The sequence below is a fragment of the Limibacter armeniacum genome (genome assembly GCF_036880985.1).
Lineage (GTDB): Bacteria > Bacteroidota > Bacteroidia > Cytophagales > Flammeovirgaceae > Limibacter > Limibacter armeniacum.
Genome location: NZ_JBAJNO010000009.1, coordinates 1,328,372 through 1,343,199 on the forward strand (window position 1 = coordinate 1,328,372; position 14,828 = coordinate 1,343,199).

Below are 14,828 nucleotides of genomic sequence, written 5' to 3' on the forward strand. Positions count from 1 at the left end.
GCAAAGTGAATAATTATCTTTAGATTTAAATTCTCCATATCTTTATATGTCACTCTTGTTTATATACTATTTCTGAGTGAAAAATCTAAACATCATTAACACAATACTAACAGATGAATAAAATTTTCCGCAATGGACTAACCATGGGGTGGCTTCTGATAACCGCTTCAGGCGTATTGGCCCAACAATCTCAAAAACCTTCGCTAACTATAGATCAGATTATGGAAGGCAATAGCTTTGTGGGTAACCTACCACATGACTTCCAATGGCTGACAGACAGTAAAACAGTATACTTTTACTGGAACCCAGAAAATAAAGCCTATGATGAACTGTATAAGGTGACAGTTGGTAATAACAAGCCTGTTAAAGTAAGTCTGGAGGAGCAACAAAACCTACCATCCAAAAGAGGAGACCTCACTCAGGATGAATCCAGAAAAGTTTACAGCAAAGGCGGAGATCTTTTTGTTTATGATTTTAAATCAGGCACATCTGTCCAAATCACGAATACACTAGATACTGAACGCAACCCAGCGTTTTTGCTGGATGAAGATAAAGTCGCTTACCAACAAGGCTTCAACCTTTTTGTATGGAACCGTAAAGATGGCAGTACGACACAGGTAACCAATTTCAAACCTGGTAGAGCTCCTCGCGATATCCCATCTCCTATATACGAACAATGGCTTGAGGAAGACCAACTTGCCCACTTTGACATTCTGCAACAAAGAAAGGAAAACAGTGAGGCTCGTAAAGCGCATTGGGATAAGCTGGACATCAAGCACCCAAGTGCAATCTATATGAACGGTCAGGATATGTACAATATCCAACTAAGCCCTGACGGAAAATTTGCAACCTACAACTTGCGTAACAGGTTGCATGCCAAAAGCACAGAAGTACATGACTTCGTCACTCAATCTGGCTTTACGGCAGACCAAAAAGCACGACCTAAAGTGGGTAGTCCACTCGATACATTCCAAATGGGAATTTATGATATCGAAAAAGACTCATCCTTCACACTGGATATTACACAGTTGGAAGGTATTTATGACAAACCTGCTTACCTGAAAGACTACCTAAATGAAGGAGAAGAATTTCAAGCTCAGTATGAAACGCCAAGGGAAGTAGTTGTACACCAACCAGTATACTCATCTGATGGGCAATATGCAGCTGTGGATATCCGTGCGATGGATAACAAAGACCGTTGGATCATGTTACTTGATCTGTCTACAGGCAAAATGATACAAGTGGATCGCCAGCACGATGACGCATGGATTGGTGGACCGAATATTTCAAGTTGGAACCTTTGGGTTGGTGATATTGGATGGGTCGGCAATAAGTTATGGTACCAATCTGAAGCGACAGGCTTTTCTCACTTGTACACATTTGATGCAAAAAGTGGTCAGCGCAAACAACTTACAGATGGAAAGTTTGAAGTCCTTTCAGTTGAGGTTTCCAATGATGAAAAAGCATTCTACCTGACTTCAAACAAAGAAAGCTCTTCTGAGCACCATTTCTACAAGCTACCAGTAAAAGGTGGCAATATGGAGAAAATCACGACACTGGAAGGTGGCAATGAAGTTACCATGTCTCCTGACAACAACTATCTGGCAATTAGGCACTCATACAGCAACCAACCCTGGGAGCTATATTTGCAACCCAACAAAGCTGGAGCTAAAGCAGTAAAAGTCACAAAATCAACTACCGAGTCATTTGACCAATACCAATGGAAAGCGCCAGAGGTCATTACCTTTGAAGCTAGAGATGGGGCAGCCGTTCACGCAAGGCTTTACAAGCCTGAAAATGCCAAAGAAGGTGGTAAAGCTGTTATCTTCGTTCATGGCGCAGGGTACTTGCAAAATGTGCACAAATGGTGGAGCAGTTACTTCAGAGAATATATGTTCCATAACTTCCTAACAGACCAAGGCTATACTGTACTGGATATCGACTATCGTGGCAGTGCTGGCTATGGAAGTGAATGGAGAACCGGTATCTACAGACATATGGGAGGAAAGGACCTGACTGACCAAGTAGATGGCGCAAAATATTTGATAGAAAAACATGGAATAAGTGCTGACAGAATTGGCATCTATGGTGGATCTTATGGTGGGTTCATTACACTGATGGCAATGTTCACAGAACCTGATGTTTTCAAGTCAGGTGCAGCACTTCGCTCAGTAACTGACTGGGCACATTACAACCACGAATACACCTCCAATATCCTCAACACTCCTGTTGAGGATCCAATTGCCTATAAGAAAAGCTCTCCTATTTACTTTGCGAATGGCTTAAAAGGTGATTTGGTCATTCTGCATGGTATGATGGATGACAACGTTCAGTTCCAGGATGTAGTCAGACTGTCTCAAAGGTTGATTGAATTGAGAAAAGAAAACTGGGAGATGGCTGTATTCCCAATGGAACCTCACGGTTTCAAGGAAGCAACCAGTTGGGCTGATGAATACAAAAGAATCTACAAGCTGTTTGAACGCACATTGAATGCGCCAAATGAGCAATAAAATCTAGATAAACAAAACGGGTACTGTCCTTTCGGTCAGTACCCGTTTGCATTTCCCCCATAAGCAAATTATGCTTATACAATTCTATTTTTAAGCTCACAACTCTCAAAGCCAGGAGCAAATATTCCTTCCTCTATCCAATATCCTTTCAAGGATCCATCTTCCTGAATCTCATAGATGACCATCCCTGCATACTCTGCATCATCCTCGTGATAATAAAAATGAAGTACCAGCTTATTCCCATACACAAACCCTTCTCCTAACAGCAATTGTTGGCTAAAACCAATCTCCCACTTGGCTTTAATCTTTCCTCCAATATGCCAAAGACTTAAATGCCCATGATAAGGCTCATGCGCTTTGCCTGGATTATGTCCTTTCACTGCGTAATTACCTACAATCTCAAGCATATTGACAGCCACTTGTATGCCTACAGCTGAATCATTTGACTCAAAACCATTGTGTTCAAACTCATAGGCTTGCTGAAAAAGCTCAAAACGTTCATCCACATTAGAAAAATCTGTAGGACCATCAAGCATCATTACCTGTTGGTTGGCAGCTTCGCCTTTCCCAAGGAAAGACTTCAGTCGGTTCATCAGTGAGTTCATGTTTGTTGATTAGTTTGTCAGTTGCGAAAGTGGAAAGGGAGCGGCTTGAAAACCTTTGTAGCACACAAATAAGCTCCTTGATTTAAATAGTCGACAATTAAGTCTAGATCATCAGTACTTCAACTAAACATCGGTAACATTGCACTAATCATTCCAATGTTTACTTTTCAGCGACTGATGATACTGTCTAGGTGAATTTTAAGCTTTTTTAATCTTCCTTTTATTTTATTGGTAAAAGGCTGCTCAAAACGACTGCGAATTACCACAAAAAATTTTGAATTCCATAATGGGGTTCAACGTTATTTATCTAACAAAACACAATGGATTCCAATTGGTTACATACTTAAAATCGGACAAAACTGATATCAAACCCTTCTATATATCTTACAATTGAAACTTGCCTTTGGACAATATGATGGATATTAAATTTTTGTCAGCTCAAAGAAAAATTTCGGATCCAATAGCTGATCAGACAGTTGAACGACTTTTACAAGATGGTTTATTACCTGAACTCAATAAATCACTGAAGCACTTTGTTGCCAATAATGACGCCTTACCTGAAAGACTCCCAGATTATATCCATCAGTATTTCCATCAAACTTCGATCTTACCTGAATGGGCTGACTTACAACGTATCAGGCAAGGACAACACTTTTTCCTTACCTATGCCCGTGAAATCCTACTGCTGCTTATTGTTAAATCTCTACCGACCTGTTACGCCTGTGGTAATGGTGCTGAGTTACTTTACCGAACTGGCAGGCTCAATCGAGAAGACCAAGGGCATAAAGTGATGGCTCGCCGTCTGTTGGAAACGATGCAGTTTGTCATTGATGTAATGGATATTGGATCGTTCAGACCAGAAGGTAAGGCTATCAGAAGTGCACAAAAAGTCCGACTGATACATGCAGCTATCCGCCAATATGCTTTGAAGAATAAATGGAATGCTAAGCTGTACGGTTACCCCATCAATCAGGAAGATATGACCTTTACACTTCTCTCATTCAGTCACTACATACTCGAAGGGCTGGAACAGATGGAAATACCTCTAAAAAAAGAGGAGAAACAGAATTTCCTGCACACATGGAATGTAATCGGTCATATAATGGGTGTAAAAGAAGTGCTACTACCGGAAACACATGAAAAAGCAAAAACATTAGCTGAAAGCATCTTGAAACATCAAGCCAAACCTACTGAAGCGGGAAAAGTCCTCACCCGTTCCTGCATCGACTTTATGGTATCAACAGACCGGTCAATAGGTCCTACAGCACGTATCCCTACCCTTTTTCGCTTTTTCTTGGGACCAGGCATTTCGGGTATTTTACAGATTGCCAAACCAGACAATAGTATTATTGAGCTTTTCACTCCTGCCTCTGTACGTTTGTTTTCAGGTTTCAAGCATATACTTAAGAATGAGTTTTTCCTTTTTAGACAGATCATCAACATTGATAACCGACTGTACTGGAATAGCCTTTTTGATACGGTATACCCCAATATGGAAAGAGAACTAAATATTCCACCATCTTTGAAAGAGAGTTGGAAGAAATAAGGCATGATTGATTAAAGCTTGCAACTCCTTTTTTATTTGCCCATAATTTTTTTCACTATTTTTATAAAACCCAATCAAAACTGATTTTTTACTGAACCTTATTAGCATGAACTACTGCTATTCGCTTTTACTATGTCTTCTACTGATGATCGCCAATCAGGTAATCGGTCAGCAACAGCATTTTGATTACAAAAGAGATACCTATCAGGACCACAGTGATTACAGCTATTATTATAAAATAACTGACGAAGAAGCCCAACAGCTCTACCTTGAAAAGCCTAACACACTAAGTACTCAGTATTTTCATACGCTTTATGATAGCATCCCTGCCAATTATAATTGGAATGCTTCCAATCTTACTGTCGGTCATTACCTTCTTGTTGACATCCGAAAGGAACGAATGGAAGTTACTGTAGTCTCCAATAACCCGGCTCACTGTGTTATCCATCAGAATGATCGTGACTTACAAGTAAGTATTCACAACAGACAAGGAGATACGATTCAGGATGCAGAGGTTTCCATCAATGGAAAAAGTTTGCAATGGAATAGTGAAAAAGCATTGTATGTTTTGGAGAAGAGTAATGAGAAGGGTTGTATTATTATAGAACATCAAGGGAAAAAGTCTTTCTACCCCGTTACCCGAAACCGAGATAATCCTTGGTACAAAAGAGCCCAGCAGGATTTAGTATATAACACACCACTAAGAGGCATTCCATGGGCGATGCAATACGCCAACATCAACCGACATATCAGCACCATCGAGAGACTTATCCAATACGGAGAAGTACCTTATTTTTTGAGAAGAATAGTCAACTTATTCGATCCTGACGAAATTCCTTACAAAAATTATCAAGGTTATTTGGCTACCAACAAACCCATGTACAAGCCAGGGGACACCGTGATGGTCAAGGCTTTTATGACAGAACAGTACGGAACCCCACTCCATCAGGAAGTTAAACTCGTACTCTCGGAGCGGTACAGTTACCATTCCTCAAAAAGAATCTTGGCAACCGTTTCCCCTTACAAAAAAGGTGCTTACCGATACGAGTTTGTGCTACATGACTCACTCGAATTAACACTTGATAAGCGTTATGTCATCAGCTTTGACGATAAACAGGGAAGAAATATAGTAAATAATCACTTTGACTACAGCGACTACCTGCTGGATGAAACCGAGCTTACACTTAACTCCAACCATGATACCTACTTTCGTGGAATGCCACTTGACTTCTTTGTTCAGGCTACAGGACCTAATGGGCTAAACCTGCTGGACGGTAAACTATCTATGGATGTCATGACCCACAGAATCGATGAAGTCTATACGGACAGGCTTTTTATCCCTGATACATTGCATATTCAGGAAGTAAGACTTGATGAAGTGGGTAAAACAAAAATCACCCTGCCTCAGCATCTTTTTATTGATGGCAAAATGGAGGTCATTGTGAGGATGGTATTGGTCAATGGCAATAATGAGCGAAGATCAAGTCAAAAGACAATTACACTGGATGGTAGAAAAGAAAGGTTGAAACTGGTGTATGAAGACAATAAAGTAAAAGCCCATTACCTGCTTAATAACGAGTCTGTCAAAAGGAAAGCATTACTCACTACTGAATACCGTGATAAGTCTTTTGAGAATAAGTCTGATAGTATATGGCTTCCTGCTGAGTTTGATTACAACGGAATACCCTTCAAGTTCCTATTATCCAAAGATAACCTGAGGAAAGAGTTGATTATGAGCAGACAGGGCAACCGTCTTGCCGTTCAGACATCAGCGACGCCAGACTCTATTTTCTTTTCCATTCAAAACCCAGACAGCATCAAGGTATGGTATGAGCTATATAAGAAAAGTGGACTTGTTAATTCTGGTAAAGGAGAAGTAAGCAAAGCTATTGCCTCAAATAAACCTGAGCATTACACACTTTTTGTTCACCAGCTTTGGGGAGGAGAAAGCTCAAAAGAGAAATTCCATTTTACCAATTACCCCAATATGCTGCACATTGCAATGAAGCAGCCTAATACAGTAATTCCGGGGCAGAAAACTGAAGTAACTGTCAAAGTCACCGATTATAAAGGGAATCCCGTTCCTGATGTTGACCTGACTGCCTTTGCCTTAACAGATAAATTCGAAGGAAAGAACACGCCTGACCTCCCACTGTGGGAAAATCCAAAATACAGTCCCAGACTGATCAACAAAACCAAACATAGCGCAATGCCAACATTGGACTACCCGTTGGCTTACCAGTATTACCAACAGTCAACTGGTTTGGATTCACTCCTATTCTATCAAGCTATCTACCCTACCAATGGACTGGCAGAACTATCGGTCACCGATGCGGATTCCATCACCAAGTTTGTACCTGTAATATCCGAGAATGGCAGACCACTTACTGTCCACTATTTCTCAATGGATGATAGTCTTATCTATTTCAGCAAAACAAATACTTTTCCTCAGTTTGTGTTTAGGGCTACACCTGGTAAACATCAACTCAAGTTCCGCACAAGTCATCATGAAATCACCGTAGAGGATGTTGAATTCAGGAAAGAGGTAAGGAATATTATGGGTATTGATATCAGTCAGGCTAACCCCAGAGTTTCTATACAAAAGAAAAATAATAAGCTAAGCAAAAAAGAAAAAAGTTGGCTTAATCAGCACCTTACAAAAATTAACCTTAGCAATAGCACATGGCGTGAATTCCCAAATCAATATATATGGCAATCCAATAGAATTGAACAACTCAAACACAATCGACATTCCCCCCTTTTTATTGATTCTTTCAATAAAAGTGTAAAAGGATTTGACGCTAGTAAATCTTTTGATAAGTACGGCATCCATCAACCTATTTACAGTGATAGTCTTCTTCTAGAAGAACAACCTGTGCTGAAAGGCAGGTATAAACTAAATGATAAAAGTAAGTTCTCTTCTTTAGAGGACAAGTTACTGACAGATAAAATATGGGACGCTCCACCTACCATTGAAATTGTCAGTCCACATATATTGGATTACTATATCAATGCGGATACGCTCAATCATCAAGGTGATGCCTCTCTTATGATATTACGAGCAAACCAAGACTACACCTTTTTGGGGCAAATCTACTTTTTTGACAAAAACCGTCATCAGGTCTTTGCCAAACAGCACAATGAACAGCTTGACGTTCCAGTGGGGAACTATGACTTACTACTTTGGCTGACCAATGCAGATTATATCTGGCTAAAAGATGTAGCGCTAAAAGCCAATGGCACCAACCTTATCCAATTGGATAAAGAAGGCATCTTTACAGTCGATACTTATCAGTACCTGAATGCGCCAATCTTACAACAACCTTATATTCAGCGTATCGGCAACAGTACAGATGGCTATGTAAAAGGGACAGTCATGACTTCACAAAATCTGCCAGTGATTGGAGCAATCGTCAGCAACGGAAAAGAGCAGACACTAACTGATCTGGATGGCAGCTATAAGCTACCAATACGTGATTCCCTTTTTGTTCAGTTCAAGGAACAAATCAGAAAAATGGCGATTGAAAATGCGGATACTGTTCATATCATGATCCCAAGCATTCAGCCTAAAACGGAAAATATCACTTTAACGGAAGCCTACAAACGACCATCGCAAGAAAGACGCATGGGAATTCACAGACAGAACAGCTTCTCCAGAATCATCACACCATTAATCAGAACAGATGACTTTAATGGATATGTCTCAGGGCAAATAACAGATACCTCTGGCGATCCTTTACCTGGTGTAACAGTCATGGTGAAAGGAACGACACATGGTACTATTTCTGATCTGGATGGACATTACAGGCTGGATGTTCCATCGGGTGCCACATTGGAATTCCGATTTATCGGTTTCAAAAGCAATGAAATACAGGTAGGCAGCTCCACCGCTATCAGTTATGATATAGAAATGGAAGAAGACGTTCAGCAACTACAGGAAGTCGTTGTAATGGGATATGGAGAAATGCAATACTCTCTCACTGGAAGTGTAGCAACAGTTTCAGTAACATCCTTAAATGGTAGTGTGGGTAGTGTGGCAGGAGTGCGGATTAGAGGTCTATCCTCATTATATGGTAATAGAAGCCCCTCCAACCTTGACTTATTAATACCAAAATCGCCTACTACTCCACAACAAGGCATTACTTCACCTTCGGCAATCGATAACTTGTACGCACAGGCTTTACAACAAAACAGCCTTCGACAAAACTTCCGTGACTATGCTTGGTGGAAGCCTACTTTAGAGACTGACAGAAATGGCGAAGCTACTTTCGAAGTACAATATCCTGATGATATCACTACATGGGAAACCCACATCCTTGCCATGAACGGCAAAAAGCAAACAGGTCAGCTCAAAGACTATGTCAAGGCATTCAAACCTTTGCAAGCCAACCTCTATCTGCCCCGTTTCCTGTTGGAAGGTGATACCGTTCAAGCAATCGGAAAAGTATTGAACTATATGCCTGATGCCCAAGAGGTCAGTACACAGTTTACAGTAAGTAGTCAGGTCACTGATATTCCAGAGCATGAAGTCAAAGATACGCAACTTGACTACCATACATTAGTTGTTTCAAGTCTAGATTCCATTAGTGTTACCTACCAATTGAAACAACAAAATGGCTATGAGGATGGAGAGAAACGGGATATACCTGTCTTTCCAGTAGGCGTGATGGAAGAAAGTGGCAGTTTCCATATCCTACAAGGTGACTCAACACTCACCATCCGTAGCATTCCGGAAGCAGATGAGACAACTGTTACTATCTTGGCCAACCCAATCGAACTGATTTCTGAAGAGCTTCAAGGTATACACCGCTATCAATATCTCTGCACAGAACAGCTTTCTTCCAAAGTGGAAGCACTGATTGCTTACCGAACTATTATGGAAGCACAAGGGCAGGAGTTCCCTTATAAGAAAGAGCTGAAGGCATACATCACCAAATTGCAGAAAAGAATGTCTGACATTGGTAGCTGGGGCTGGTGGGAAGAAAAAGAAGCCTCTGTTACCATGAGCAATTTTGCTGTAAAAGCAATATTGAAAGCTCATTTGACAGGTATTGATATCAATGAAAAAAAGATGGAAAAAGGCATCAGTTTCCTAAAAGATCAAGTATTGAAAGCTAACAAAAGGAAACTGAGACAACTATTGCCTACCATCACGCTTTTAGCACAACATGGTACTTCATTGCCTTATGATTCCCTTGTCCAATCAATTGAAAAAATGGAGGAACTTACAGCTATAGATCAGTTGCGTATCAGAAGGCTCCAACAAATAGCTGGTTTATCCTATCAGCCTGTAGAAGATTTGGTTGCCTCTAAAAAGGAGACGATGCTTGGTGGAGTCTTTTGGGAAGCCCCAGAAAGTTTCAGCTACTTTACAGATTCTGACATTGAGATGACTTGCCTGGTCTATGAGCTGATTCGTAATAGTGGACAGTATCAGGAACTGCTCCCAAAAATTCAGCAGTATTTCTTTGAGCAGAGACCTGTCAATGGTTACAGCAATACCTACGAAGCTATGCTCATTTCGGAAACTATATTGGCTGACCTAATGAAAAAAGGCAAGCAGGATGCCAACTTCAAGATTATAAAAGAAGATAATACGATCACGCCTGATCACTATCCATATTCACTTACGCTTAGACCTGATGAAACACTGGATATTATCAAGAAAGGAAATATACCGGCTTTTATCACAGCTTATGAGAAGCATTGGAATGAAGCTCCTGAAAAGGCAGAAAAAGACTTTAGCGTAAGCAGTCATTTCGAATCAGGTAACGAAATAACCACCTCTTTAGAAAGTGGTACAGCAGTAAACTTAAAAGTAACGGTCGAAGTGCCCAAAGATGCTTATTATACCATGATTGAGGTACCAATTCCGGCAGGCTGTGTATATGATAAGTATAGTATCAAAAAATCACTGAATGAAGTACACAGAAGCAACTTCAAGGATAAAGTGGCTATCTTCTGTCAAACACTTCCAGCCGGTAAACATACTTTTACAGTACCATTGCAAGTGCGTCATACAGGAAAGTTTACACTCAATCCTGCCAAAGTATCGCTAATGTACTTCCCTATATTTTATGGTAGAGAAGCCCTCAAAAAAGTAAGGGTTGAAGGAAATTTCAAAACCTGATACTACATCAAAAAAGGCTTTGGGGTACATACTCCAAAGCCTTCTTTATTTACTATCTACCACAACAGTGTTTGTATTTCTTCCCGCTTCCGCACGGACAAGGATCATTTCTACCGATCGCTTCCCTTTTACTTTTTCTACTACTCTTCTTCTGCATATCCAACTGCTGGGCAAAAATCTTTTCCAGCTTTGCATACAGCTTAGGATGCTTTTTCTTTAGTAACATCGGACGTTCAAAGAAATATTCAGAAGCGACTGTCAAAAACTCCACTTCACTACTTCCACCATAGGGATTGATATCAGACGCACCCTGATGAATATCGTTGATTTTCTCATGCATCAAATGCATCCAAGGCAGGGTATAACTCTTTTGAAGCAGTACTTCGGGAATTCCATCCGCTTTTCCATCAGCCATGTCAATCAAGTGGACAAACTCATGGATACCTACATTCTTCTTGTCTGCATCATTCCGGAAGCCTTCCCTCAATGCTCCTTTTGAAAACAACACCTTATCTTTTAAAGCTTTGTTGCCAACCATTCCCATTACATAACCTCCTTCCACATCAGCCAGTCCAAGATGGTTCAAAGTCTTATCATACAACAAAACACTCTTCAGGTTAGGATACCACCACTCAGGATAACCAAAGATTGGAATTACGCCACTTGCAGCTACCAAAACCCTATCCAGATCTTCTACTTCTGTCTCAACCCCTTCGATTCGGACATGTGCTAAAAAGTACTGGATTCTCTTCTCGAATTGCGTTTTTAATGGTGCAGACAATTCATTATAAAAACTCACATGCTGCGTAAGTAACTTCCTCCATGTCTCTTTAAAATCTTTTTCCGCAATATTTTCCTGTATTTCAGTTTTACTGCGCTTACGTGTAAACCACCAAAAAGCCACTGCTGCCAAAGACAGTACTGCCACTAGAAAAGCCGCCATTAATAAATTTTTTTCCATGAGCGTGATATTTCTTCCTCATCACTGATAATAGTGTGAAGACAAAAATAACAATAGGCAGGAATATATTATGCTACAGGTTGCAACATCAAGTGAGAATTGAGAAACAAAAGGTCTGAAAAAAGAAAAAGGCCAAGAACAAAGTTCCGGGCCTTTAACAATTTAGCTAAAAACTAAAACCAATTAAAAAATGAGAATAACCTTTTATATTTTTAGATCCATGCAAAATGGCATGGACACATTCTTGCTTCTGTATTACTACAACCAAAATCTTACATCGTTCGTTCATCCAAGAATCTGATATTATGAACTATTAACTATATGTAAGAAACTTTGTTGTTAGTTGTCAAAGTGAATAAAAATCTTCAGTTGATACAATCAACAAATCCAATTTAAAGCATTCTCAAACAGCTTTTATTGGCTATCCAATTTTTACTCTTATGGAAATATCGCAGATCTTTTTGTATTATCCGAATACGAAAATATTAATAATATCTAACACTTTTACATATTCTTCAATATAACAGTCTGTACTCGCTCCAAATTAGATTTAATTGCAAAATTTGAAGCCACCTGTTACCCGTTTCTGTCAGTTGAAAATCAAATTGTACTTCCTGTTACAACTCAAATTAGAATTGTCTGTCAGAACTGACATTGCTTGATTTCCCCTTATTATTCAAAGAACTGCTTACTTTAATTTAATGAATTAAATTATCATTTCCGCAACAAAAATACTTTCCTTCCACAAAAAGTACTTGTGTATTCAGATAACAAACTCTATTCCATTTGAAGTGAAACTATACCAAATCCATGATTTTTTTTTGTTTTTTTAATACTTAAAGTGAATACTTTCTTCTCTTATATTCATTCAACAGTTAAAAGCCTACCTGCCAAATCTGCAAATGACAATGGCTCCTTATATTGTCTGCCTGCATAAATATTGGATTGTAAAGTCAGTAATGTCACTTTGTCATCACGGCTTTTAAGCTCTATCAGGACATTTCCATATCGCTGGTCAGCCTGCTTCAGTTCATTATACGAAACTGTAGGTTTGAGATAATGTTTTTCCACAGCCTCCACATAGCTCCCTCTATCAAAAATTCTCCTGTCTGAAATATTATTCCGATACCCTATTTCCAACATTCTGTCACGAAGAAAGTCAAAGAAGTTCCTGAAATCACTGTCACTGATAGACTGATGAGGAAAAAATGCAAACCCTCTTGAATAAGGAGTGTCCAGTACGACAGCCTTGATATCTGAATCAATTTCATTGACTTTTTTCCAATAGGCATTAGAGAACTTTTCCGTCATTCCTATATGCTGCTCACTGTACAGCCATGCCTTATAGTGCTGTTGCTCCTTGACTGACCTTTTCAACTGTTCTGTCACAACCGGCAACTTACTAGGTGTTGACTGGTTTTCTCCGTCAGGAAACAGCTTCTTTATAATTTTATCAAAAAATGACATGGCTATAATTTTATTCAATTGTTCTACATTCCTAATCAAGCCGCTAGTGCCTATAATGATTTTAAACCGCAAGGTAAGTAATACTGTTATCATATAAACAATGAACAGCCTTGCAACAATGAGATATTCTGAACACACCTCCTTAGTTTAGAGGGATTTAAGTAAAATCGCTGAGCTTTAGCAGTGTTCAGGAATTTGTACTACCTTTGTATCCGTTTTTTAATACCAAACAAGATTCATTGTAGATGGTTTAATCAATTGGCTTGTACATCCTCTCTTTTTAGAGAAGAAGGAGCAAGTTCAAACAACTTTTCCCTAAGTAAGTTGTATTGTGACGTACACTAGAGGAAAATAAAATCAGAAGCAAAGCATATAACTTATAGTCGGGCTTAGACATTACCGACTTGACATTGAATTATGGCGATTACGGAAAAAGACATTATTAAGGCATTGTCCACAGTAGAAGATCCGGACTTGAAGAAAGACCTGATCTCACTCAACATGGTGAAGGATATTGAGATTGATGGTAACCGAGTGGCATTTACGGTAGTATTGACAACTCCTGCCTGCCCACTCAAAGAACTGATCAAAAACAATTGTATAGAGGCTGTCCATAAACTGGTTTCACCAGACTTGGAGCTTGATGTACATATGACAGCAGACGTTACTTCAATCCAACCTAAAGGTCCAGTGCTTTCAGGTGTAAAGAACGTGATTGCCATTTCATCTGGTAAAGGAGGAGTTGGTAAATCTACTGTTACTGCCAACCTAGCACTTGCCCTTTCTGAAGCTGGTGCAAAAGTAGGTGTACTGGATGCTGACATTTACGGTCCTTCAGTTCCAACCATGTTCAACTGTGAAAATGCACAACCAGGTGTAACGTCAGTAAATGGTAAAAACACAATCATCCCGATTGAACAGTATGGTATTAAATTACTTTCCATTGGATTCTTAGCACCTCCACAGGATGCGGTAGTTTGGAGAGGTCCTATGGCTAGCTCCGCACTGCGTCAGTTCATCACTGACACTGACTGGGGAGAGCTGGATTACCTGCTGATCGACTTGCCTCCAGGAACGGGTGATATCCACCTGTCTTTGGTACAAACAGCTTCTGTTACAGGTGCTGTTGTTGTTACAACACCGCAAAAAGTTGCGCTATCAGATGCTATGAAGGGAATGAACATGTTTACTTCAAAATCTGTTAATGTACCGATACTGGGACTTGTTGAAAATATGGCGTACTTCACACCTGCTGAACTTCCGGAAAACAAGTATTATATCTTTGGACAAGATGGAGGTAAAAACATGGCAAGACGCTATGAGGTACCGTTCATTGGTGAAATTCCAATCGTTCAGAGTATTCGTGAAGGCGGTGACTGCGGTGTACCAGTTGTAATGGAAGATGGAAATCCTGCTGGTGATGCATTTAGAGAAATTGCCAAAGAGTTGGCTAGAAATGTTGCCATGCGTAACGCACAAGTTGCCAGCACTGAAAGAGTAGAAATCAAGACTTGGGAATAAATTACCCTTTGGAAAGGGAGTAATGAAAAAGCTCCCTTTCTAAATTTTGGTCTTTCTCGAAGGAAATGACGAAATTGCCCTTCAAGAT

7 protein-coding genes are annotated in these 14,828 nt (G+C 39.8%); 4 read left to right on the forward strand and 3 right to left on the reverse strand.

The window, feature by feature from the left end:
• The first annotated feature begins 113 nt into the window (after positions 1-113).
• Positions 114-2,510 carry a S9 family peptidase gene (locus tag V6R21_RS23215; RefSeq protein ID WP_334245924.1) on the forward strand — a complete coding sequence of 799 codons (2,397 nt, stop codon included), beginning with the start codon at positions 114-116 and terminating at the stop codon, positions 2,508-2,510.
• A gap of 74 nt (positions 2,511-2,584) precedes the next feature.
• Here V6R21_RS23215 and V6R21_RS23220 read toward each other — a convergent pair whose 3' ends face one another.
• Positions 2,585-3,115: a hypothetical protein gene (locus V6R21_RS23220; protein WP_334245925.1), complete on the reverse strand. Its 531-nt coding sequence runs from the start codon at positions 3,113-3,115 to the stop codon at positions 2,585-2,587.
• A 412-nt stretch (positions 3,116-3,527) separates the two neighbouring features.
• Here V6R21_RS23220 and V6R21_RS23225 point away from each other — a divergent pair, with 412 nt between their 5' ends.
• On the forward strand, positions 3,528-4,661 hold the full coding sequence (locus V6R21_RS23225; protein ID WP_334245926.1) for an oxygenase MpaB family protein: 1,134 nt from the start codon (positions 3,528-3,530) through the stop codon (positions 4,659-4,661).
• A gap of 106 nt (positions 4,662-4,767) precedes the next feature.
• Positions 4,768-10,791 (forward strand): carboxypeptidase-like regulatory domain-containing protein, encoded by a 6,024-nt coding sequence (locus tag V6R21_RS23230; RefSeq protein ID WP_334245927.1) that lies wholly within the window; start codon positions 4,768-4,770, stop codon positions 10,789-10,791.
• Positions 10,792-10,843: 52 nt separating this feature from the next.
• On the opposite strand, the gene V6R21_RS23235 is transcribed toward V6R21_RS23230, so the two are convergent.
• Both V6R21_RS23235 and V6R21_RS23240 read right to left on the reverse strand, forming a co-directional pair.
• Entirely contained in the window at positions 10,844-11,752 is a 909-nt protein-coding gene (locus V6R21_RS23235; RefSeq protein WP_334245928.1) for a zinc-dependent peptidase, read from the reverse strand.
• An 864-nt stretch (positions 11,753-12,616) separates the two neighbouring features.
• Positions 12,617-13,219, reverse strand: coding sequence for a hypothetical protein (locus tag V6R21_RS23240; RefSeq protein WP_334245929.1), 603 nt, complete (start codon positions 13,217-13,219; stop codon positions 12,617-12,619).
• A gap of 417 nt (positions 13,220-13,636) precedes the next feature.
• Between V6R21_RS23240 and V6R21_RS23245 the strand changes: the two genes are divergently transcribed.
• Positions 13,637-14,740 (forward strand): Mrp/NBP35 family ATP-binding protein, encoded by a 1,104-nt coding sequence (locus V6R21_RS23245; protein ID WP_334245930.1) that lies wholly within the window; start codon positions 13,637-13,639, stop codon positions 14,738-14,740.
• Positions 14,741-14,828 lie beyond the last annotated feature (88 nt).

Bases quoted from the DNA above. Each gene is read 5' to 3' on its own strand.
- V6R21_RS23245 (WP_334245930.1), top strand. From the start codon at position 13,637: ATGGCGATTACGGAAAAAGACATTATTAAGGCATTGTCCACAGTAGAA.
- V6R21_RS23240 (WP_334245929.1), bottom strand. From the start codon at position 13,219: ATGTCATTTTTTGATAAAATTATAAAGAAGCTGTTTCCTGACGGAGAA.
- V6R21_RS23220 (WP_334245925.1), bottom strand. From the start codon at position 3,115: ATGAACTCACTGATGAACCGACTGAAGTCTTTCCTTGGGAAAGGCGAA.
- V6R21_RS23215 (WP_334245924.1), top strand. From the start codon at position 114: ATGAATAAAATTTTCCGCAATGGACTAACCATGGGGTGGCTTCTGATA.
- V6R21_RS23235 (WP_334245928.1), bottom strand. From the start codon at position 11,752: ATGGAAAAAAATTTATTAATGGCGGCTTTTCTAGTGGCAGTACTGTCT.
- V6R21_RS23230 (WP_334245927.1), top strand. From the start codon at position 4,768: ATGAACTACTGCTATTCGCTTTTACTATGTCTTCTACTGATGATCGCC.
- V6R21_RS23225 (WP_334245926.1), top strand. From the start codon at position 3,528: ATGATGGATATTAAATTTTTGTCAGCTCAAAGAAAAATTTCGGATCCA.